The sequence below is a fragment of the Corynebacterium halotolerans YIM 70093 = DSM 44683 genome (assembly GCF_000341345.1).
GTDB classification, from domain to species: domain Bacteria; phylum Actinomycetota; class Actinomycetes; order Mycobacteriales; family Mycobacteriaceae; genus Corynebacterium; species Corynebacterium halotolerans.
On record NC_020302.1, the window covers coordinates 331,944 to 354,282 of the forward strand.

Genomic DNA, 22,339 nt, shown 5'->3' on the forward strand with positions numbered 1-22,339 from the left:
CCTGCCTGAGTACGGATTCGTGTGTGTCGGCGTGTGTCGGCCAGGGTACGGGATCGGTGGATGCCCCGGCCGCGGAATCCGCGTCCGGGGTGGTTGATCAGCCGGTTCTCCGGGGCTCGGGCGCGGGCGGGCGCGTTCTGCGGTCATTCCCGCCGCAGTGCGGTACCCGCGCACCGGGTGTCACGCGGCGCCGTCATCCTTCACCCGCGCCACGGCGGCCATGAACTCATCGTCCGAGACCAGGGGAATTCCCTTGCGGTCGGCGTGCATGGCCTTGCCCCGCAGCTCGGTGGTCTTGTTGCACACCACCACCGAGGTCTGGCGGGTCAGCTTCTCCGAGTAGGCCAGGCCCGCACGCATGCACGCGGCGATCAGGTCGTTGGGATCCATCTGCACCTCCGGTGCCACCACGACCTCCATGCCCCGGGCCAGTGGCTTTCCAGGCGTCCAGGTGCCGGGGTTGGGGTGGGGGCGCGGGGCCTCGACGGCGTCGACACGCACGTGGCTGCGCTGGAGGCCGAAGCGGTCGGCGCGTAGCTCACCGGGCTCGCGCACCGACATCGTCCCGAGCGTGCGCTCGGTGAGGAAGACGTCGATGAGCAGCAGCGTCGTCTCACGCGTGGTCTCGGCCTCCGGGCGGCCGGCGCGCTCCACGGAGGCGACGGGACTCGGCGCGTCCAGGCCGAGCGCCCGGGCGACGTCGGCCAGCCGGGTGTCGTCGAGCGGCAGGCCCTGGCGGCGGGTGGAGGCGAGCGTGTCGACGATGCGCGCCGGGCGGGGGACGTGCCCCACCCGCTGACGACGACGCCGTCCCCGGCCCCGGCCCCGACCACGTGAACGGTTCGAACGTGCTGCGGCGTTCATGGCGCGTCGGGCCTCGGAGACGATGAACCCCCACGTGAGGGGGCCATCGTGGACCACGAGGGTGCGGTCGTCGATGAGGCGGCCGAGGGTCTTGAGGACCTGCGGGAAGCGCTGCCCGGCCTCGATCTCCTCCCGGCTGAGCCCGTGATAGTGGCGGGGGCCGGGATCGGAACCGGGGTTGAGGACCGCGTGGAATTCCTCGCCGGTCTCGCCGTCGTCGTCGAAGGTCACCACGTCGACGGCCACGAGACGCCCCGTCGAGGGGTGGATCCCGGTGGACTGCACGGACACCGCGACAAACGGGTGGGCCTCCACCTCGGCGCGGCGGGCGGCGTCCTGCTCCCGGCGGCGCTTCGCGTTAGCGGAGTCGGCGGTGCTGTTGCTGTCGGAGGAATCGTCGGACGGGGCGTCCGCTGCGGCGACGGAGTCAGTGTCCGCGGGAGCGGTGCCGGGCACCGCCTCGTCCTGCGGGCCGTTCGTCGTAATCATTCCTCAGAGTCTAGAGCACCTGCGGAGATACCCCGGGACCGGACACCGGGGCGTGGGCGGTGTGCTGTTCCGGGGAGACGGGCGCGCCTCTCATCTCTAGGATGGCGGCATGGAGAATTCCGACGCGCCCCGGATCCTCGCCCTGGCCGACGACGAGCGGGAGTGGCTCGCGGCGCGTCTGACGGCGGCGGCGAAGGCCGGGCTGCTGGCCGATCAGGAGGCGCTCATCGATTCCTTCGACGGCAGCCGGGACGACTGGCACGCCAGGCCCCTCGGTGAACGGGGGAGTGCGGCCATGCTGGTCAATATCTACGGCGCGGCGTTCGGGCAGTTGCTGTCCGAGGAATTCGACCTCGAGTGGTGCGTCGTCGAACGGGAGGGCACCGACCAGATCGGGCTTTACGGGGCGGCCGGGCGCCTCGTGTTCTTCCCGCTGCAGACCGTCGCCCAACGCTGGGAGGACCCGGCGCAGCGGTCGCTGGCGGATCTGCTGGCGCAGGCGCGGGAGAGTCTGCGGGCGGTGCAGGGGGAGGGGTAGCCAATTTCGTGGGGCGGTGTAACGGTTGAGTTGATCCATGATGGGAGTGGCTTCCCGGTCGGTCTCGAACCCCCGAGGTGGTGTGGTATTTGCTCAGCTCAGCCGGTTGGTCGTGAGGGATTTCCCACAAGTTGAGCGAAGATCCGCTGGCCGGGTTACGATTGACGTCGCTTGCCAAAGCGTATCCGGTGCACCTTCGTGCGCCGGATGAGGCCTGTTCCGGTTCCCAGCAGGAACAGGCCTTTTCCTTTCCCTTTTTATTTTCCTGTCGGCCGCTTCCTGTGGTCTGGTCCCACCGCCGGATGCCATCCACAGACCGATCAGGTGCATCGACCCGGCAGTCGTCCGTAAGTTTGCGGGTAACTGAGACACGGTAATTTACCGGACGTCGATCAGTGAAGGAAGGCACTGTGAAAAGAAGGCTGCAACTCTTCGACCCCCGTGATCACAAAATCACCCCGCGGCAGGCGCGCCGCTACGCACGCTTCGAGATTTTCCACACTGTCGTGGACTTCACCGCGGCATTTCTGTTCATCATCGGTAGCGTCCTGTTCTTCTTCGAACAGACCAAGATTCCCGGCACGTACTGTTTCTTGTTCGGTTCCATCTTCTTCGCCGCCAAGCCGGCCATCCGGCTGGCCCGTGAAATATCGCTGGCACGGCTCGATGACGTCGACCAGCTCGCCGAGATGGCCCCGGAAGGTCCGGGGAGCTTCAGGAAAATGAAGGACGAAAATGAAGGACAATGACGACGACCGTGGGGCCGACGACGCTAAAGAGCCCACCGGGGAGGAATTCGCCGACGGGCAGGCCGGCGGAGGACCCTGACCGCGGCACGGAAAACCCCGTCGCGGTACCGGTTCTCCCGGTGCCGCGACGGGGTCTGTGTCGCCGGTGAGTTAGGCCAGGCGCGGTGCCACGTTGGCCAGCGCGCGGTTGACCGCGGAGGTCAGCGCCTTCAGGGAGGCGTAGGTGATGGAGCCGGCGATGCCCACACCCCAGGCCTTGGCGCCGTTGACGTCGGCGTAGATGTAGCAGGCGGCCTCGGCGTCGTCACCGGAGGTGCGCGACTGCTGCGAGTAGTCCTGCACCTCGACGTCGATGCCCAGCTCCTCCAGGGCGTTGGCGTAGGCGGCGACCGGCCCGTTGCCGTGGCCGGTGACGGTGACCTCGCGGCCCTCGTGGATCAGGGAGGCGGTCAGCTTGGCCTCGTCGGTCTCGTTCTCGGCGTTGTCGACGCGGATGGAGATCTGCTCGACCGGGGAGTCGGTGTCCAGGTACTCGGTGGCGAAGATGTCCCACATGTTCTTGGAGTTGACCTCGCCGCCCTCGGAGTCGGTGACGGCCTGGACCACGTTGGAGAACTCCACCTGCATCTGGCGCGGCAGGTTCATGCCGTGGTCGGTCTTCATGATGTAGGCGACGCCACCCTTGCCGGACTGGGAGTTCACGCGGATGACGGCCTCGTAGTCGCGGCCGACGTCCTTCGGGTCGATCGGCAGGTAGGGCACCTCCCAGGCGGTCTCGCGCAGCTCCTCCCAGGTGACCTCGGTGCTGTCGGCCTCCGGGTTGACCTGGGCGGCCATGGCGTCCAGGCCCTTGTTCACGGCGTCCTGGTGGGAGCCGGAGAAGGCGGTGAAGACCAGCTCGCCGCCGTAGGGGTGGCGCTCGTGCACGCGCAGCTGGTTGCAGTACTCGACCGTGCGGCGGATCAGGTTGATGTCGGAGAAGTCGATCTGCGGGTCCACGCCCTGGGTCAGCATGTTCAGGCCCAGGGTCACCAGGTCCACATTGCCGGTGCGCTCGCCGTTGCCGAACAGGCAGCCCTCGATGCGGTCGGCGCCGGCCAGGTAGCCCAGTTCGGCGGCGGCCACGCCCTCGCCGCGGTCATTGTGCGGGTGCAGCGACAGGATGATCGAGTCACGCCGGGCGAAGTTGCGGTGCATCCACTCGATGGAGTCGGCGTAGACGTTGGGGCTGATCATCTCCACCGTGGACGGCAGGTTGATGATCATCGGGTTCTCCGGGGTGGCCGCCATGATGTCGACGACCGCGTCGCAGACCTCCAGGGCGAAGTCCAGCTCGGTGCCGGTGAAGGACTCCGGCGAGTACTCCCAGCGCCAGTTGGTGTGCGGGTAGTCCGCGGCGATGGTCTTGATCAGCTCGGCGGCGTCGGTGGCCAGCTTCTTGATGGCCGGCTTGTCCTTGCGGAAGACGACGCGGCGCTGCAGCTTCGAGGTGGAGTTGTAGAAGTGGACGATGACGTTCGGGGCGCCCTCACAGGCCTCGAAGGTGCGGCGGATCAGGTGCTCACGCGCCTGTACCAGCACCTGGATGGTCACGTCCTCCGGGATCATGTTCTTCTCGATGATCTCGCGGACGAAGTCGAAGTCCGTCTGGGAGGCCGAGGGGAAGCCGACCTCGATCTCCTTGTAGCCCATGTTGACCAGCAGTTCGAACATCCGGCGCTTGCGCTCCGGGCTCATCGGGTCGATCAGCGCCTGGTTGCCGTCGCGCAGGTCCACGGCGCACCACTGCGGGGCGTGGGTGATCTTCTTGTCCGGCCAGGTGCGGTCGGGCAGGGTGATGTCCTCGACCTCCTCGGCGAAGGACAGGTAACGGTGCACCGGCATCGCCGAGTTGCGCTGCTTGTTCCAGGCGGGCTGATCGTCGCGGCGGGGGCCCGAGGGGGTGTGGATCTCGGAGGGGGCGGAGATGAAGGAGTCGTTCGGAGACATGGCGGTTCGTCCTTTTCGGGTTTCTGTGCCACTACGGAGCCGTAACGGCCTTCACTGTAATGGCTGGGTCTGTTTCACCGCTCACGGCTGAGCGGGCCACGACCGGCAACACCAGACTCCGCGACGGGGTGCCGGCCGTGTGTGTTTAGACCTGATACCCGCCGCGGCGAAGAAGGAGGAGGTTCGCGCGGGAGAACATGCTCGACACTGTACACCCCGTCACAGTCACGGGGGACTCCACTGACGGTCACGGGTGTGGCCCGCACCCCCACGGACCGGGGGCGGCGACGCTACCATGTGCCCGTGACCTCCCCCGAACCAACCGATGCTGAACCCACCGCGCACGGCGCGGCGGGGGCGGGCGTCGACAAGCGGTTGGACGCCCGGGACTGGTTGGCCGCCGCGCTCGTGGCCGTGGTGGGCACGCTGATCCGCGTCGGGGTGCTGGGTCTGTTCGCCCGCGCCAACGACGAGGGGACGGGCGGGCTGCTCGCCTCGTGGGACACCCGCTACTACCTCGCCATCGCCGAGCACGGCTACTTCGACGCGGACCTGGACACCGACGGGCCGGTGCACGAGTACACACTGGCGTTCTTCCCCGGCTTTCCCGCGCTGGTGCGCCTGGTCCACGAGCTCACGCGCCTGGACTACGCGGCCGCGGCGGTGCTGCTCAACATCCTGCTGACGATCGTGATGACCGCCGGCGGCATGGCCCTGGCCGCGCGCATGGGCGCCGGGCGCGCCGGGCGGACCGGGGCAGCGGTGCTGGTCTCCTCGGCTCCGATGGCGGTCACCTTCACCATGCCGTACACCGAGGCACTGTTCGGGGCGCTCGCGTTCTGGGCGCTCGTCGCGCTCATCGACCGTCGCTGGTGGCCGGCCGCGGGGCTCATCCTCCTCGCCGGGCTCACCCGGTTGACGGCCGTCGATCTCGTCCTGGTCTTCGCGGTCGTCGTCCTGCTCCGGGCGCGCGGCGACCGGCGGGCGTGGGCGGCCCTGGCGGTCTCCCCGCTGTCGTTCCTGGGCTACCTCGCCTTCGCGAACTTCCACACCCGCGACGCCGGCGGCTACTTCGGTATCCAGGAGGCCGGTTGGGGATCCCGCTTCGATTTCGGCGCAGCCACCGTCCGCTGGATGGTGGAGGTCCTGCTGACCGGCCGCGACCCCGGCTACTTCCTGACCGTCGGGGTGATGGTGGCCGCGGTGATCGCCCTGGTGCCGGGATGGCGGCGCGTGCCGTGGGAGATCTGGTTGTTCTGCGCGGCGCTCACTGCGAATGTCCTGCTCGCGGACGGGATCATGCACTCCCGGCCGCGCCTGCTGCTGCCCGCCGTCATCATTCTGCTGCCGTGGGTGCTGCGCGGGGCCCGGAAGTTGTCCCGGGGATGGCAGGCCGCGGTGGCGGCGGGTTGGGTGATCTTTGGCGCGTGGTTCTCCGGCTACATGCTCACCGTGTTCGAGTGGGCGATCTAGGGTGCTTCGTTCAGCGGAAGGGCGGACATCAACGGAGCGGCAGTAGCTTTAGCGCTGCGATGTCCGCCCTTCCGCAGACAAGTTCGGGCATCCCGCCTATCCCACACCCTTGCGGGAGAGCACCACGGTGGAGATGATCATGGCGGTCAGCGCCAGTCCCATGAAGAACCAGCCGACCAGCGAGTCGACCCGGAACTGCTCGCCGAGGACCGCGTAGCCGAGGGTGAAGGCCACGATGGGTTCGGTGATGGTCATCGCCGGCAGGGAGTTCCTCAGGGCACCGGCGTTGAAGGAGTACTGCTGCACGATCGTGCCGAGCGTGGCGCCGAGGACCAGCGCGTAGCCCTCCCAGTTGAAGATCAGCGCGAGCACCCCGCCATGGATGAAGATGTCGACGACGGCCTTCGACAGCACCGCCACGTAGCCGAAGAGCGCGCCGGTGACGATGCCGAGCAGCAGGGCCTTCTCCCGGCGGATCTGCCGCTGGGCGACCCGCTCGATGGTGATGAGCAGTGCCGCTCCGAGCGCCAGGGCCGGCACCCACCGTTCCAGGGGTGGCTGCGGCTCGCCGGCGATGGGCCGGCCCAGCAGGACGAGCACCGCGACGGCGACAGTGAGCACCCCCGCCCAGAACATCTCGGGGAAGGTGACGCGACGGCCGTCGTAACGCGCGGACAGGGGGAGGGTGAACATCAGGGAGAGCACGAGAATCGGCTGCACGACCAGCAGCGTTCCGAAACCCAGGGCGACCACCTGCAGTCCGTAGCCGAGCAGCGCCGTGCCCGTGCCGGCCCACCACAGCGGGCGGCTGACGGCGTTCCAGAACGGCGAGCCTTTGAGTGAGCCGTCGGCCGGGGCCTCCTCCGCGATGCGATGGCGCACAACAGTGCCCCACGCGATGGTGAGGGCGGAGGCCAGTGCGAAAAGCACGGCGAGCAGATTGCTGTGCACCGGATACACCTTAGTGAACACCATTCCGCCCTCCTATTGCAGGGAACCTGTGAGAAGGGTGAGCGCCGCTGCCCCGCATGCACCCCCGGTAGGTACGATGGCAACGGAACTTTTTGCACCCGAGACGAAAGGCGGCCGCCCGGTGGCACTGGTCGTTCAGAAATACGGAGGCTCCTCGCTGGAGAGCGCGGAACGCATACGCGCAGTCGCGGAACGGATCGTGGCCACCAAGAAGCAGGGCAACGACGTCGTCGTGGTCTGCTCCGCGATGGGCGACACCACCGACGAGCTGCTGGACCTGGCCAACCAGGTCAACCCGGTGCCCCCGGCCCGCGAGATGGACATGCTCCTGACCGCGGGGGAGCGGATCTCCAACGCGCTGGTGGCCATGGCCATCGAGTCCTTCGGCGCCGAGGCCCAGTCCTTCACCGGCTCCCAGGCCGGCGTACTCACCACCGAGCGCCACGGCAACGCCCGCATCCTCGAGGTCACCCCGGCCCGCGTGCGCGAGGCCCTCGACGAGGGCAAGATCTGTATCGTCGCCGGCTTCCAGGGCGTGAACCCGGAGACCCGCTCGATCACCACCCTGGGCCGCGGCGGTTCCGACACCACGGCCGTCGCCCTGGCGGCGGCGCTGGACGCGGACGTCTGCGAGATCTACTCCGACGTCGACGGCGTCTACACCGCCGATCCGCGCATCGTGCCGAACGCGAAGAAGCTCGACAAGCTCAGCTTCGAGGAGATGCTCGAGCTCGCTGCCGTCGGCTCGAAGATTCTGGTCCTGCGCAGCGTCGAGTACGCCCGCGCTTTCAACGTTCCCATGCGAGTTCGCTCGTCTTACAGCAACGACCCCGGCACCCTGATCGCCGGTTCGATGGAGGATATTCCCGTGGAAGAAGCAGTTCTCACCGGTGTGGCAACCGACAAGTCCGAGGCCAAGATCGCTGTTCTCGGCATCCCCGACAACCCCGGCGAGGCGGCGAAGATCTTCCGCGCGCTGGCCGACGCCGAGATCAACATCGACATGGTCCTCCAGAACGTCTCCTCCCTGGTCGACAACACCACCGACATCACCTTCACCTGCCCGCGCTCGGACGGCCCCCGCGCCGTCGAGCTGCTGAAGAAGCTGCAGGAGACAGAGGGCTGGACCAACGTCCTCTACGACGACCAGGTGGGCAAGGTCTCCCTGGTCGGTGCGGGCATGAAGTCCCATCCGGGCGTGACCGCGGAGTTCAGTGAGGCGCTGCGCGACGTCGGCATCAACATCGAGATGTTCACCACCTCCGAGATCCGCATCACCGCGGTCATCCGTGAAGGCGACCTCGACAACGCCACCCGCGTCCTCCATGAGAAGTTCGACCTCGGCGGCGAGGAGGAGGCCACCGTCTACGCCGGTACCGGCCGCTGAGAACTTCTCCGACTGACCGGGCCGGGAGCGTTGCCGCTCCCGTCCCGGTTTCGTGTTTTCAGGGGTGTTTCCCGACGCCCTGCCGTAGGGCGGACACCAGAGGACCGGCGCGCGGTTCCGCGTGCTGGTGTCCGCCCTTATGCGGATTGACGGGGCCAGGAGAGGGATTCGCGCGCGTCGTCGGCGGCGCGGCGTCGAGAAGAACGGCCGTAGGGCGGACATCAGCGAGCAGACGCGAGGTTCCCGGCCCTGGTGTTCGTCCTTGCGCGGAATTCGACTGACGGGAACCGTCCCGGTGGAGCTGCTTTCCGACGCCCTGCCGTAGGGCGGACATCGGTGGGGCAGGAACCGGTTTCCGGCCCCTGCTGTCCGCCCTCATGCCGCTCTGCGCCCCGGCCCCGGCCCGAATCACAAAACCCGTGACCGGGCGCTTCCGGGTGCGTATCATTTCGTCATGGATACCATCACCGACCGATACCTGCGCCGCATTGGCCTGAGCCGGGATGAGGCGGACAATCCGGATGAGCTGCTCGCGGCCCACGTCGAGCGCATCACCTTCGAGGACCTCGACGCCGTGGCGGGGGTTCCCATCAGGACGGGGATTGAGGACGTCGCGGCCAAGCTCGTCGACTCGCGGCGCGGCGGCTACTGTCACGAGCACGCCCGGCTGTCCCAGCACGTGTTGGGCGAGCTCGGGTACGAGTGTGTTCCGGTGCTCGCGCGGGTGTACCGGTATCCCACGCTCACCGCACCGATGGCTCCCACCCACCACCTGACGCTGGTGCACCGCCGGGGCGGCTGGTACATCTTCGACCCCGGTTTCGGCGGTGGTACCCCGACGCGCACGGTGCCGCTCGACGGTGAGGTCGTCATGGCGCGCGACGCCGACCTGCGCGTCGTGCCCGCCGTACCGGTGCTGGGGGAGGCGATGGCCGCCGGATGCACCCTGCTGCTGCAGCGCGACTTCCGCGACGGGCGGGGCTGGCGGAACGCCTACGGTTTCGCGGTGCGTCGCGCCGTCGAAGCGGACGTCGAGATGGCCAACTGGTTCACCGCCACGCACCCGGAGGGGATGTTCACCCGGATCCCGATGGCCGCCCGCCACCTGCGGGACGGCACCCGCCTCACACTGTGGGGGCGGCGGTGGCGTCGGGTAACCGCCGGCGGCGCTCGGGAGCGGGAGATCGCCGACCGTGGTGAGTTCGCCGAGGTGCTGCGTGGGGAATTCCTCATCGAGGCGCCCACCCGGGTGCTGGACGCCGCCTGGGAGGTGTCCGGTGGTGGCGCACGGGGTTGAGGATTGTCCCGCCCGCCTGTTCAGGGCGTAGACTCGCGGGGAGATACGTCAAGACTTGAGAAAGGGCACCGTCCAATGACGACCGTCGCAGTAGTGGGAGCCACCGGGCAGGTGGGGCAGGTGATGCGTTCCATCCTCGAGGAGCGAAAGTTCCCGGCCGACAAGCTCCGCTTCTTCGCCTCCCCGCGTTCCGCGGGCAGGACCCTGACTTTCGCGGGCCAGGAGATCGAGGTCGAGGATCTGACCCAGATCACCGAGGACTCCGTCAAGGACGTCGACATCGCCCTGTTCTCCGCGGGCGGCTCCACCTCGAAGCAGTGGGCCCCGGTCTTCGCGGCCGCCGGCGCCACCGTCGTCGACAACTCCTCGGCCTTCCGCCGCGACCCGGAGGTGCCGCTGATCGTCTCCGAGGTCAACCCGGATGAGGCGAAGAACCCGCCGAAGGGCATCATCGCCAACCCGAACTGCACCACCATGGCCGCCATGCCGGCGCTGAAGGCGCTGCACGACGCCGCGGGCCTGCGCAAGCTCAACGTCTCCTCCTACCAGGCCGTCTCCGGCTCCGGTCTGGCCGGCGTCGAGGCCCTGGCCAAGCAGACCGCCGAGATCGGCGAGCACAACGTGGACCTGGTCCACGACGGTTCCGCCGAGGCCCCGGCGGACCTCGGTCCCTACGTCGCCCCGATCGCCTACAACGCGCTGCCCTTCGCCGGTAACCTCGCTGACGACGGCTCCGAGGAGACCGACGAGGAGCAGAAGCTGCGCAACGAGTCCCGCAAAATCCTGGGCCTGCCGGACCTGAGGGTCGCCGGCACCTGCGTGCGGGTGCCGGTCTTCACCGGCCACACCCTGACCATCCACGCCGAGTTCGACCGGGCCATCACCCCCGACGAGGCGAAGGGGCTGCTGGCCGACGCCCCGGGCGTCCAGCTCGTCGACGTGCCGACGCCGCTGGCGGCCGCCGGCAAGGACGATTCCCTGGTCGGTCGTATCCGCCAGGACCAGTCCGTCGACGACAACAAGGGCCTGGTGCTCGTCGTCTCCGGCGACAACCTGCGCAAGGGCGCGGCCCTGAACACCATCCAGATCGCCGAGCTGCTGGTCTAACTCGCCGCGGTCCCGGAAACACGGAACCCCTCACCCGGCGATACCGCCGGATGAGGGGTTCGATGCGTTTGGTGGTGGGGTGCTACTGGACGGGGGCCGGCTCGGGCTCGGGGGCCGGATCAGCCGTGGAATCGTCGTCCACTGTTCCGGTGAGGGCCGCGTCGAGGATCGCGGCCTGCGGCAGATCGAAGTGATCGTTGCCCTCGAGTTGGGTGAGGGTGACGTTCTCGATGCCCCGCTCGCGGAAGAACTCCGCGCCCTCCTGGGCGGCCTCAAGGGCGTTGAACGGCGCGTATTCATCCGTGCCGTCGTCCTCAGTGCCGACGGCCCAGTGCATCGGCACCGAGTTGAGGGCTTCCTCGGCGGGGTTCGTTTCTACGGCGGCACCGGCCGCCGGGAAAACGGTGGCCTCGACGGCGTCGATCGCATCCGTGGCCTGGGCGGCCACGTCGGCCACGGCCTGGGTGGCCGCCGGCATTCCGGCGGCCTCGGCCGCGGTGGTGGCCTGGGCGGCTGCGGCATCCACGGCGTCACGGGCCGGGGCGAAGGCACTGGCCTCGCGTGCCTGGGCGGCCCTCTCGGCGTCACGGGCCTCGTAGGTCTGGTCGGGGGCTCCCCCACCGCCGAGCATGACGGCGCCGCCGGTGACCAGTTCCGGGGCCAGCGGGATGAGGCCGTAGGTGATGAATTCGGCGCCGCCGGAGTAGCCGACCCACCAGATATTGTCCGGATCGACGTTCTCCATGGGGAGGATGTCGGTGTACAGCAGGTCGCTGACCCACTCGACGTTCTTCGGGATCTCGTACCACCAGATCGGCTCGCCGTACTCGGAGACGGAGGGGGAGTGGGGCGCGACGAGGACCATGTTGTGGGACGCGGCCACGGCCGCCTGACAGTTCATCGAGCGGCCGGGGTAGTAGTACTCGTAGGCGCCGTCACCGTGGAGGCGGACGACCACGCCCACGGGCCGGGAGAAATCGACGTCGCGGGTGAACAGGTGGTACGTGCCCTCGGTGCCGGCCTCGGAGACGTGGGGGATGCCGAGGCTGACACCCTCTCCCTCAAGGCCGCCGGGGTTGGTGCGGGGATCGTCGTTGTCGAGTCCGTAGGGGCCGCAGACGGTCTCGGGTGCTGCCAGTTGCTGCTGGATGGTCTTTTGATCGGTGGTTTCCTGGGCCTGCGCCTGGGTGGCGCCGAAAGTCGGGAGAAGTGCAGTGGTGAGGGCGAGGGCTGCGGCGGCGACAGAAGCGCGCCTATGTCGTTTTGAGAGGTGAAGGACACTCATGAAGCTGAATTCTAAATGAGAATCAGATGAGGTTCTACTAAGGGGCGGGATCCGGGCGCGGGACTCGGCGATCTTTCTGCGGGGTTTCGGGGCCGGGGGGATCGAGGAGTGGGGCACCGCAGTTAGGACCTGGTGCGCGGTTCCTCCGGATCCACGTCCCCGGCGCCCGCGGTTCCGGTGCCCGCATCCCCGGAGTCCCCGGGCCCGTTCCCCGACCCCTCCCGGCCCGCGGGCTCGGTGTGCTGCACGTAGACGACGGTCGATGGCGGGTCCTCACGGTCGTAGTCGAGTTCCGGGTCCTCCTCGAGTTCCCCGTGGATCTCGTCGGCCATCTGTTCCGTGAAGACCTCGGCCGGAATATTGGATTCCCTGGTCAGCTTCGCCAGTTCCTTCTGGTGGCGCTTGGTGTAGCGCAGGCGCGGGTCCATCTTGCGCTGCAGCAGGTCACGGGCGCGCACACGGCGGCGGCCCTCCTCGCTCAGCTTGGAGCGGCCGCGCAGCCAGGCGGTGGCGAGCACGACGACCATCAGGATGCCCAGGTAGCCCAGCGCCGGGTAGACGTAGGAGACCAGATCCTTGAAGCCGAAGAAGCTCAGGCCGAAACCGATGAGGCACGCGGCGATGAAGGCCGGGCGGTAGAGCTCACGGCGGCGGCGTGTGAGGCGCTTGCCGAGCGCGTAGAACATGCCGACGGCGGTGTTGAAGATCATGCCGAAGATCACGAAGGTCATCAGGAAGCCGAGCACCGGGTGGATCCCATTGATCAGGGCGAGCACCGGCATGTCGTCTCCGCTGACCGTCTCCACCTCGAAGAACAGGGCGACCACCAGCAGCATGAGCATGATCAGGAAGAACAGTCCACCCAACAGTCCGCCCAGTCCGGCCGCCTTGGTGTCCATGAAGTTGCCGCCGATGACGATCGCCATGGACACGGCGGTCATCAGGCACAGGCCCAGGTAGTTCAGGGCGCTGAGCCACCAGTTGGGCAGGGTCGTCGCCACGTCCCGGGAGGCCAGGTTGAGTGCCGCGATGTCCGGGCGGGCGGTCACGATCGTCCAGATGGTCACCAGCAGGATGAAGATGATGACGAAGGGGGTGATCGCGCCGATGATCGCGGAGACCTTGTTCACGTCGAGCATGCCGGTCACCAGGACCAGGATGAGCATGATCGTGGCACCGACCCACACGGGCCAGCCGAACTGCTGGTTGAGGTTGGCTCCGCCGCCGGCGAACATGACGAAGCCGATGCAGAAAAGCGTGGCGATGGTCGCGATGTCCAGGATCCAGGAGACCGTCCGGTTGGAGATCCGGCTGAGCACCGCCATATGCTCCTTGGCCTGGAAATAACTGCCGAGCTGCAGCACCGCGATACCGCTGAGGACCATCAGTACCGAGGCGACCACGGCTCCGACGATGCCCCAGGTTCCGAACGCCACGAAGAACTGCAGGGTTTCCTGGCCGGAGGCGAAGCCGGCTCCCACGATGACGCCGGTGAACGCCAGCGCGATGCCGATTGCACGTCTTAACATGAGAAAACTACTCCTGAAATTTGTCGCGCCCGCCCCGGCGTCTGTGCGGGGGCGGCCCGGCGCGCGGATCTCCGCACGCCGAACTTCCAGTTAAGTCGGAATTCATCTGGTTTTCCCGTGTCGTCTCCGGGGAGGGGCCGGCCCCGTGGTGAACGGGGACGATGTTTGCGCAGGGTCTACCGCACGGGGTCCGGTTTGATAACCGATTGGCAACAATTACGGGACAGGGCGGGGTAGCGGTGGCCGGAGGGGATCCCCCTGCGTCGCCGTCCGCCGTCAGGCGCCGTCGCCCGGCCCGTCCGTGGCCTCGATGAGATCCTTGCGGGCGCGTGCCACGCGGGAGCGGATGGTGCCCACGCGCACTCCGGCGATCTTCGCGGCCTCCTCGTAGGTGTAGCCGAGCACCTGGGTGAGGATGAGCGCCTCGCGGCGCTCATCGGGCAGGGCGTCGATAAGCGTGCGGACGTCAATCCATTCGCTCCACGACGTCGCGTTGGCCCCCTCTGAGGGGGTGGTGGCGGCAGCGTCCTCGTACTCGGTGGCGGATTTGCGGGGCCGAGCCATGTCGTGGCGGATATTGTCCACCCACACCCGCCGGGCGAGCGAGAGTAGCCAGGTGCGTGCCGACGAACGCGCGGCGAAGCGGGGGAGCGCGCCCATCACCCGCAGATAGGTCTCCTGGGTCAGATCGTCCGCGACATCGCGGCCGCCGAGGTGGGCGAGCAGTCGCCACACGTCCCCCTGGGTCGCTCTGATGAACTCCGTGAGCGCGGTGCGATCCCCCCGGCCGGCCGCCAGGGCCAGCTCAGTGACGCGCTGGTCATCGCGCTCAGGGGGAGAGGTCATAGGTGAAGAGGATACCAGTGGGCCATCCGGCCATCGCCGGGCAAAAGCCCGCACATAGGTCCAATACTGGCAGTTTAAGACGGGACCGTTATTTATAAGTTGACCTTGCAAGCGGACGGACTTTTATATAGTCTATCAATCAAGCGATACCGATAGGTAAAGCCGTAGTTCGAGAAGGAGTCAGGATATGACGAATAACCAGCCGCAGGAGTCGGCCGCCGACCAGATCCTCAACAAGGGGATGCGCCCCGCTCCGGAGGGCCCGAGCACCCGCCTCGGCGGTGCCCCCGTCGCCTCCGAGAACATCTCCATCACCGCCGGCCCGCAGGGCCCGAATGTCCTCAACGACATTCACCTGATCGAGAAGCTCGCACACTTCAACCGTGAGCGCGTCCCGGAGCGCAACCCCCACGCCAAGGGCCACGGCGCCTTCGGTGAGCTGCACATCACCGAGGACGTCTCCAAGTACACCAAGGCCGCCCTCTTCCAGCCGGGCACCGTCACCCCGCTGGCGATCCGCTTCTCCACGGTCGCCGGCGAGCAGGGTTCGGGCGACACCTGGCGAGACGTCCACGGCTTCGCCCTGCGCTTCTACACCACCGAGGGCAACTACGACATCGTCGGCAACAACACCCCGACCTTCTTCCTGCGTGACGGCATCAAGTTCCCGGACTTCATCCACTCGCAGAAGCGGCTCGGCGCCAACGGCCTGCGCGACGCCAACATGCAGTGGGACTTCTGGACCCGTTCACCGGAGTCCGCCCACCAGGTCACCTACCTGATGGGTGACCGCGGCACCCCGAAGACCTCCCGCCACCAGGACGGTTTCGGTTCCCACACCTTCCAGTGGATCAACGCCGAGGGTGAGCCCGTGTGGGTGAAGTACCACTTCAAGACCCGCCAGGGCTGGGAGACCTTCACCGATGAAGAGGCCGCCGAGATGGCCGGCGCCAACGCCGACTACCACCGCGAGGACCTCTACGAGGCCATCGAGAACGGCGATTTCCCCGTCTGGGACGTCAAGGTCCAGATCATGCCGGTCGAGGATGCCGAGAACTACCGCTTCAACCCCTTCGACCTGACCAAGACCTGGTCCCAGAAGGACTACCCGCTCATCCCGGTCGGCTACTTCGTGCTCAACCGCAACCCGAGGAACTTCTTCGCGCAGATCGAGCAGCTGGCCCTGGATCCGGGCAACCTCGTCCCGGGTGTCGGCCTGTCCCCGGACCGCATGCTGCAGGCCCGCGTGTTCGCCTACGCGGACGCCCAGCGCTACCGCATCGGACCGAACTACCAGCACCTGCCGGTGAACCAGCCGGTCAACCCGGTCAACACCTACAGCCATGAAGGCCCGATGCAGTACCAGTTCAACGGTGCCGAGGAGCCGGTCTACTCCCCGAACAGCTCCGACAAGGGGATGGGCTACCTGGACGACGGCGAGTCCTCCTCCTCCGGTCGGAGCTACGGTGCGGCCAACGACCTGTACATCGCCGTTGACCCCCACGGCAACGACCTGACCCGTGCGGCCTACGTGCAGCACGCCGAGGACGGCGACTTCGTCCAGCCCGGCATCCTCTACCGCGAGGTGCTGGACGACGGCGAGAAGGAGCGTCTGGCCCACAACATCACCAACGCCATGATCGGCGTCTCCCCCGAGGTCGAGGAGCGCTGCTACTGGTACTGGACCCAGGTCGACGAGAACCTCGGCGCCCGCGTGCGCGAGCTCTTCGCCGGTAAGAAGGGCAACGACGACAAGCTCACCGCCACCGCCGACTAAGGCTGTGCGCACCGGCCGGCTGTGACAGCGGCCGAGGGGCGTGACCACCCAACCGTGGTCACGCCCTTTTTTCATGCCCGCGGGCGGGCCTCTTCCCGGGAAGAGATCCGTCCGGCGCCGCGTCCCCGTGCCCCCGGTGTCGGTGCGCCTTACCCCCGACCCACCCGGGCGGGCGATAGTTTCGAGGCATGAGCCAACCCGCCTCCCGCTCCTCCGTCCGACCGCGCGCCCGCAGTCTCCTGCTCGCGCTGGTGCTCGTGCTTCCCCTGATCATCGGCGCCGCCGTCGCGGCCGTCGCTGATCTGGATCCCGCCCGCACCTGGAGCGCAGGCGACGAGGCGTCGGGGGCGCCGGCCGTGGCCTCTCCCGCGGGCATCGACCCGGCCGAGCTCGTCGACGCCCGCCGCGCCGCCGGTGAGGCCGCCACCCAGGCCGGTTTCCTCACCACGGGCACCGGCGAGCTGGTCGACGGCACGGGGCAGATGCGGGAGGAGGCCGCCGTGATCCCGGAGCAGTTCGACGAGGCCGTCACCGGCGCACAGCAGCTCGCCGACGGCCTGGTCCAGCTGCAGGCGGGCACCGGCCGGCTGGGCAGTGGGGCGACTGAGGTGGCCGACGGCGTCGGGCAGGCCGTCGACCAGGTGGTCGGGCTCGGCGCGCTGCAGGGCCAGCTCGTGGAGGCGATCAACCGCACGGTGCGCGACCTGGAGGGCAGCGACGATCCGCGGCTCACCGAGGCGCGGCAGCAGCTGATCGACCTGCGCGGCCAGGTGGAGACAATCCAGCTCAACGGGCCGGTCGCCGATCAGCTCACCGCCCTGAAGGACGGTGCCCGGGAGATCGCCAATCAGCTCAACGTCCCCGGCTACGCCTTCCACGACGGCATCTACTCCGCCACGAAGGGCGCGCAGGACCTTGCCTACGGGCTCTCGCAGTCCCAGGGCGGCATCGACGAGGCGATCGCCGGTGTGGAGTCCCTCGATGACGGGGCCCAGCGCCTCGACCAGATGGCCACCCGGACCGACGAGAAGGTCGATGCCGTACAGCGCGCACTACCGGTCGTCCAGGCCACCCCGCAGGCCACCGCCGACGGCCAGGCCCTCGAGGATGAGCCGGCCCGCGCGCTCACCCCGCTGTACGCGATGTTCATCGCCGCACTGGTCATGCTGGGCGGGGCCGCCCTGGGGGTCGCGGCGCGGCTCGCATCCGGCCGTCGCGTGGTGATTCTCGCCGCCGGCACGCTCGGCCTCACCGCGCTCGGGGTCGTCTGCCTCGCGCTCGTCGCCACGGGCCTGACGGTCGCCACCGGCGCGCTGGCGGCCGTCGTGCTGGCACTCGGCGTGCTGGCCTCGGCGGTGCTGACGCGGGTGACGATCGCCGTGCTCGGAGCGGTTGTCGGCGGGGTGCTCGCCGCCGTGGGCGGTATCGCCCAGGTCGGGCTGGTCGGCTGGGTGTGGAAGTCCGCCGCGGCCGCCGACATCGCCGTGGTCTGGCAGGTCCTGGCCAACCTCCTGCCGTTGAACTGGGCGACCTCCGCATTGACGGCCCTGGGCAACGGCGGTTCCGGGCAGGCGCTGTGGTTGGCCGTGGGCGTGCTGGCGGCCATCGCGGTCATCGGCCTCGCCGCCGGCCGCATGGTGTTCCCGGCCGCGGCAGCTTCCGTGACGATGCCCGCGGTGACCGGGTCTGAGCCGGCCGAAGGGGAGGGGCACGGCCCGGTGGGGGACACCGCCGTCTACGCCGGGCTCGGGGAGGCCGGCCACTCCCGGTAGGCGGTCACCGCTCAACCTCGCCGGGAGCGGGCCCGGCGGGCGGTGGGGAAACGAAGAAGCCCCCGATCAGATTTCTCTGATCGGGGGCTTGCCTGTGGTCGGGATAACAGGATTTGAACCTGCGACCTCCTCGTCCCGAACGAGGCGCGCTACCAAGCTGCGCCATATCCCGTGTACCTCTCGGTGCCCGGATAACGTTAGCCCACAACGTATTGAAGAAGCAAAACGGCAGGGCAGTCGGGTTATTGCCGGGCTGTTCCCGAGCGGCTACTCCGGTCGTTCCATGATGCGCAGCAGGGTGGCCGACGGGCGGCAGAACAACCGCGCGGGGGCGTACTTGGAGGTGCCCAGCCCGGTGGACACGTGCATCAGCATCGGGCCGAACTCGTGCAGCCCGGCCACGCGTCTGCGGTCGATCCCGCAGTTGGTCACGAGCGCCCGGCCGCCCGGCAGGCAGATCTGCCCGCCATGGGTGTGCCCGGACAGGGACAGCTGGTAGCCGTCCTCGGCGAACCGGCCCAGTACCCGCGGCTCCGGGGTGTGCAGCAGGGCCAGCGAGAGGTCGGAGTCCCGGTTGGGTGGGCCGGCGATCTCGTCGTAGTCGTCCAGGTCGTGGTGCGGGTCGTCGACACCGGCGGCGGCGATGCGCACCGGGCCGACCTGGAACTCGTGCCGGGTGTGGGTGGCGTCGCGCCACCCGTGCTCGATGAAGGCCGCGCGCATGTCCCGCCACGGCAGGTCGATGTAGGAGGGGACGCGCTTGCGGCCCACCAGGTAGCCGAACGGGTTGGCCAGCCGCGGAGCCCAGTAGTCGTTGGTGCCGAAGACGAACATGCCCGGGCGTTTGAGCAGTGGGCCCAGGGCGCGCAGCACGTCGGGGACGGAGCGCTCGTCGGAGAGGTTGTCGCCGGTGTTGACCACCAGGTCAGGCTGGAGGGCGTCGAGCGCGGAGACCCACGCGATCTTGGTCTGCTGGCCGGGGATCATGTGCAGGTCGCTCACGTGCAGCAGCTTGAACTCCCCGGCTCCGCGCAGGGCGCCGGGCGCCAGCAGCGGCAGGTCGATCTGCTTGAGCTCGAATTTGGTGAGCTCCGAGTGCCCCCAGGCCGCCAGGCCGGCTCCGGTGGCGGCACCCGCGCCGACGACGGCGGCGACGTTCCCGAGGACGCGCTTGGCTGAAGTATTCACCTGCCCAACCCTACCCGGCGGGTATCTTGGGCTACATGAGCCAGCTCAAAGAAACCATCCGCGCCGACCTGAAGACCGCCATGAAGGCCAAGGAGAAGGAGCGTACCGGCACCATCCGCATGCTGCTGGCCGCCATCCAGGCCGAGGAGACCACCGGAACCAAGCACGAGGCCACCGACGAGGACATCCTCAAGGTCATCGCCCGCGAGATCAAGAAGCGCCGCGAATCCGCCGAGATCTACACCGTCAACGGCCGCCAGGAGCTCGCCGAGGCCGAGCTCGCTGAGGTGGCCGTCCTGGAGGACTATCAGCCGAAGCAGCTTGACGACGCCGAGCTCGACCAGCTCGTCGACGAGGCCCTGACGTCCGTCGAGTCCGAGACCGGAGAGGCCCCGACCATGAAGCAGATGGGGCAGGTCATGAAGGCCGCCACCGCCAAGGCCGCCGGCCGGGCCGACGGCAAGCGCCTGTCGGCCGCCGTCAAGGCCCGCCTGGCCGGTTAATTCCGGTTCACACCCCGCCGGCTACAGCCCGAAGGCGTCGAGCAGTCGGTTGGTGAACTGGTCGATGTCGTCCTGGGTGATCTGCGGCCGGGCCGGGGAATCCTGGCGGGACGGGGCGGATTCGCCGCCGTTGCCGCGCCCGGCCTCCGGCTGGGGTTCCGGGGCGGGGCGGGTGCCGTCGGACACCTCGAGGATCACCATGCCGCCGGGGCCGAGCGTCCCGCCCTCGGGGAGCGCACGGAGGACGTGGCCGCGCGGCGTGCCGTTACCGGCCACGGTGCGGGTGGTCACCTGGTAGCCCTGGTCCTCCAGGAGACGACGGGCCTCGGCCTCGGTCAACCCGGTGGCGGAGGAGACCGTCTGCTGCGCGGCGCCCTGGCCGTAGCGGGGATCGTCCTGGGGCAGGGTGCCCTGCCGGGCCTCCGGAAGCTGGTTGGCCATGGCGAACCAGGAGCGGGCCGGCTCCAGCCCGCCGTAGAGGCTGCCGGTGGAGCACTGGCGCACCGGGGAGGTGCACAGCGGGGTGGTGTTGGTGCCGTCGTTGTAGATGTACGGCGCGGCCGAGATATTCGAGTTGAAGGCCAGGAAGGCCGAGGACTGGTTGGACTCGGTGGTGCCGGTCTTCGCGGCGAGTTCACCGCTCCAGCCCATGGCACCGGCTGCGGCCGCGGCGGTGCCGTACTCGATGTCACCCGCCATGCCGACGGACAGGGCGTTGGCCACATCGGTGTCCACGACGTCCTCGCAGGCCGGGCGCTCGAGGAAGACCTCGTTGCCCTCGCGGTCGACGACGGATTCGATCGGGTTCGGCTCGCACCAGCGGCCACCGGAGGCGATCGTGGCGCCGACATTGGACAGCTCCAGCGGATTCACCGCGGTGGGGCCGAGGGTGTAGGAACCCAGGTTGGCCTCCTTCATGTACTCGGCGATGGAGCGCTCCCCGTCGTGGCTGCCCGGCACCTCGTAACTGCGCAGACCTAGGGCGACGGACATGTCGACGACCGCGTCCACGCCGACCTCCTCGATGAGCTGCACGAAGGTGGTGTTGGGGGAGTGGGCCAGCGCCTCCGCCAGTGTCATGCGCGGGGCGTAGGTGCCGGCGTTCTCCACGCAGTAGGTGTTGGCCGGGCAATTGGCCGCGCCGCCCGAACCCAGGCCGCGCGCCTCGTAGCGGGCGGGCACGTCCAGCATGGTGTCGAGGCCCATGCCCTGGTCAATGGCCACCGCGGCGGTGAAGATCTTGAAGATGGAGCCGGCGCCGTTGCCCACCATGGAGCTCGGCTGCGGCAGCATGGTCTCGCCCTCCTCCAGGTTGAGGCCGTAGTCGCGGGAGGAGGTCATGGCGAGGATGTCGCGGGAGTCCTGGCCGGGCTCGATGACGTTGATGACCTCGGCCACGCCCGGCTGGTCCGGGTTCACGTGGCTGACCGCCGCCTGGTGGGCCGCCTGTTGGACCTGCGGGTCCAGGGTGGTGGTGACCGTGTAACCGCCGGTGCTCAGTTCCTCACGGCTGAGCCCCTTCGAGTCCAGGTAGGTCAGGGCGTAGTCACAGAAGAAGCCGCTGTTGTCGGCCGCGATGCAGCCGTTGGGCAGGGTGGCCGGCAAATCCAGGACACCCAGCGGCTCCTGCTTGTGGGCGTCGGCCGTGGCCTGGTCGATGTAGCCGACGGTGACCATCGACTGCAGCACGGTGTTGCGGCGCTCGGTCGCGCCCTCGGGGTTGGTGTAGGGGTTCAGCGCCTCCGAGGACTGCACCATGCCGGCCAGCATCGCCGACTGTGGCACGTTGAGCTCGGCAGCGGAGATGCCGAAGTAGGTGCGGGCGGCGGCCTCGATGCCGTAGGCGTGGTTGCCGAAGGGCACGAGGTTGAGATAGCGGGTGAGGATCTCGTCCTTGCTCAGGTTCTGGTCCAGATCCGAGGCCATGCGCATCTCGCGCAGCTTGCGGGGAACGGACTGCTCGACGGCCGCGGCCCGCTCCGCGTCGTCGTCCGCGGCGACCAGCAGCAGGAAGTTCTTCACGTACTGCTGGTTGAGGGTCGACGCGCCCTGTTCGACGCCGCCGGCCAGCACGTTGGTGAGCATGGCCCGGGCGGTGCCCTGCATATCCACGCCGTCGTGCTCGTAGAAGCGGTGATCCTCGATGGCGACGATCGCGTCCTTCATGTGCTGGGAGATCTCGTCGCCGTCAACCTCGTGGCGGCGCTGGTCGAACACCCAGGCCATCGGTTCGCCGGTGGAGTCCGTGATCGTGGTGACGCCCGGGGCGGTGCCGTCGGTCAGATCCGCGAGGTTGGACTCCATCGTCTCGTTTGTCCGGGCGATCGCCACGCCCGATATCCCCGCGACGGGGGCGAGCGAGAGGGCGCCGACTACGGCGGCGGCGACGACGGCGCCGCCGATCTTGGCCAGGGATTTTGTAACAGACACGCTCCATACCCTACGCAGTGACGGGGGGATGTGGGAACCCGGGAATCCCCCCACAAGGTGTGACATGGTCGACAGGCTGTGAAACCTGTGAATACACTTACACACACTGCGAGGAGCAGAACGTTACAAGGTCGAGACGTAAGG

17 protein-coding genes and 1 tRNA gene are annotated in these 22,339 nt (G+C 68.4%); 9 read left to right on the top strand and 9 right to left on the bottom strand.

The window, feature by feature from the left end:
* Positions 1-180: 180 nt before the first annotated feature.
* The gene (locus A605_RS01555) at positions 181-1,353 is read right to left on the bottom strand and encodes a DNA polymerase III subunit epsilon (RefSeq protein ID WP_015399745.1); all 1,173 of its coding nucleotides are present in this window, start codon (positions 1,351-1,353) and stop codon (positions 181-183) included.
* Positions 1,354-1,462: 109 nt separating this feature from the next.
* Here A605_RS01555 and A605_RS01560 point away from each other — a divergent pair, with 109 nt between their 5' ends.
* Positions 1,463-1,891 (top strand): DUF3806 domain-containing protein, encoded by a 429-nt coding sequence (locus A605_RS01560; protein WP_015399746.1) that lies wholly within the window; start codon positions 1,463-1,465, stop codon positions 1,889-1,891.
* A 410-nt stretch (positions 1,892-2,301) separates the two neighbouring features.
* Positions 2,302-2,640 (top strand): YrhK family protein, encoded by a 339-nt coding sequence (locus A605_RS01565; RefSeq protein WP_015399747.1) that lies wholly within the window; start codon positions 2,302-2,304, stop codon positions 2,638-2,640.
* A 150-nt stretch (positions 2,641-2,790) separates the two neighbouring features.
* Here A605_RS01565 and leuA read toward each other — a convergent pair whose 3' ends face one another.
* Positions 2,791-4,629 carry a 2-isopropylmalate synthase gene (leuA, locus tag A605_RS01570; RefSeq protein WP_015399748.1) on the bottom strand — a complete coding sequence of 613 codons (1,839 nt, stop codon included), beginning with the start codon at positions 4,627-4,629 and terminating at the stop codon, positions 2,791-2,793.
* A 303-nt stretch (positions 4,630-4,932) separates the two neighbouring features.
* Between leuA and A605_RS01575 the strand changes: the two genes are divergently transcribed.
* Positions 4,933-6,102 carry a glycosyltransferase family protein gene (locus tag A605_RS01575; RefSeq protein ID WP_244429003.1) on the top strand — a complete coding sequence of 390 codons (1,170 nt, stop codon included), beginning with the start codon at positions 4,933-4,935 and terminating at the stop codon, positions 6,100-6,102.
* Positions 6,103-6,198: 96 nt separating this feature from the next.
* On the opposite strand, the gene A605_RS01580 is transcribed toward A605_RS01575, so the two are convergent.
* A complete protein-coding gene (locus tag A605_RS01580; RefSeq protein ID WP_015399750.1) occupies positions 6,199-7,053 on the bottom strand; it encodes a DMT family transporter in 855 nt (284 codons plus the stop codon).
* Positions 7,054-7,195: 142 nt separating this feature from the next.
* On the opposite strand from A605_RS01580, the gene A605_RS01585 reads away from it, so the two are divergent.
* From A605_RS01585 to A605_RS01595, 3 genes are all read left to right on the top strand, one after another.
* The gene (locus tag A605_RS01585) at positions 7,196-8,461 is read left to right on the top strand and encodes an aspartate kinase (protein ID WP_015399751.1); all 1,266 of its coding nucleotides are present in this window, start codon (positions 7,196-7,198) and stop codon (positions 8,459-8,461) included.
* Between the two features lie 454 nt (positions 8,462-8,915).
* Entirely contained in the window at positions 8,916-9,758 is an 843-nt protein-coding gene (locus A605_RS14715; RefSeq protein ID WP_015399752.1) for an arylamine N-acetyltransferase family protein, read from the top strand.
* 75 nt (positions 9,759-9,833) lie between these two features.
* Positions 9,834-10,865: an aspartate-semialdehyde dehydrogenase gene (locus A605_RS01595; RefSeq protein ID WP_015399753.1), complete on the top strand. Its 1,032-nt coding sequence runs from the start codon at positions 9,834-9,836 to the stop codon at positions 10,863-10,865.
* An 82-nt stretch (positions 10,866-10,947) separates the two neighbouring features.
* On the opposite strand, the gene A605_RS14720 is transcribed toward A605_RS01595, so the two are convergent.
* The 3 genes from A605_RS14720 to A605_RS01610 all read right to left on the bottom strand — a co-directional run bounded on the left by A605_RS14720 (position 10,948) and on the right by A605_RS01610 (position 14,525).
* Positions 10,948-12,150: a hypothetical protein gene (locus A605_RS14720; RefSeq protein ID WP_015399754.1), complete on the bottom strand. Its 1,203-nt coding sequence runs from the start codon at positions 12,148-12,150 to the stop codon at positions 10,948-10,950.
* A gap of 122 nt (positions 12,151-12,272) precedes the next feature.
* Positions 12,273-13,679, bottom strand: coding sequence for a YkvI family membrane protein (locus A605_RS01605; protein WP_015399755.1), 1,407 nt, complete (start codon positions 13,677-13,679; stop codon positions 12,273-12,275).
* A 276-nt stretch (positions 13,680-13,955) separates the two neighbouring features.
* Complete coding sequence (locus A605_RS01610; RefSeq protein WP_015399756.1) at positions 13,956-14,525, bottom strand: RNA polymerase sigma factor; 570 nt, start codon at positions 14,523-14,525, stop codon at positions 13,956-13,958.
* A gap of 187 nt (positions 14,526-14,712) precedes the next feature.
* On the opposite strand from A605_RS01610, the gene A605_RS01615 reads away from it, so the two are divergent.
* On the top strand, positions 14,713-16,302 hold the full coding sequence (locus A605_RS01615) for a catalase (RefSeq protein ID WP_015399757.1): 1,590 nt from the start codon (positions 14,713-14,715) through the stop codon (positions 16,300-16,302).
* 188 nt (positions 16,303-16,490) lie between these two features.
* The gene (locus A605_RS01620) at positions 16,491-18,074 is read left to right on the top strand and encodes an ABC transporter permease (protein WP_015399758.1); all 1,584 of its coding nucleotides are present in this window, start codon (positions 16,491-16,493) and stop codon (positions 18,072-18,074) included.
* Between the two features lie 95 nt (positions 18,075-18,169).
* Here A605_RS01620 and A605_RS01625 read toward each other — a convergent pair.
* Positions 18,170-18,246: transfer RNA gene (locus A605_RS01625), tRNA-Pro, on the bottom strand.
* A 95-nt stretch (positions 18,247-18,341) separates the two neighbouring features.
* Positions 18,342-19,262 (bottom strand): metallophosphoesterase, encoded by a 921-nt coding sequence (locus tag A605_RS01630; RefSeq protein ID WP_015399759.1) that lies wholly within the window; start codon positions 19,260-19,262, stop codon positions 18,342-18,344.
* Positions 19,263-19,297: 35 nt separating this feature from the next.
* Between A605_RS01630 and A605_RS01635 the strand changes: the two genes are divergently transcribed.
* Entirely contained in the window at positions 19,298-19,765 is a 468-nt protein-coding gene (locus A605_RS01635; protein ID WP_015399760.1) for a GatB/YqeY domain-containing protein, read from the top strand.
* Between the two features lie 21 nt (positions 19,766-19,786).
* On the opposite strand, the gene A605_RS01640 is transcribed toward A605_RS01635, so the two are convergent.
* Positions 19,787-22,195: a transglycosylase domain-containing protein gene (locus A605_RS01640; protein WP_027004201.1), complete on the bottom strand. Its 2,409-nt coding sequence runs from the start codon at positions 22,193-22,195 to the stop codon at positions 19,787-19,789.
* Positions 22,196-22,339 lie beyond the last annotated feature (144 nt).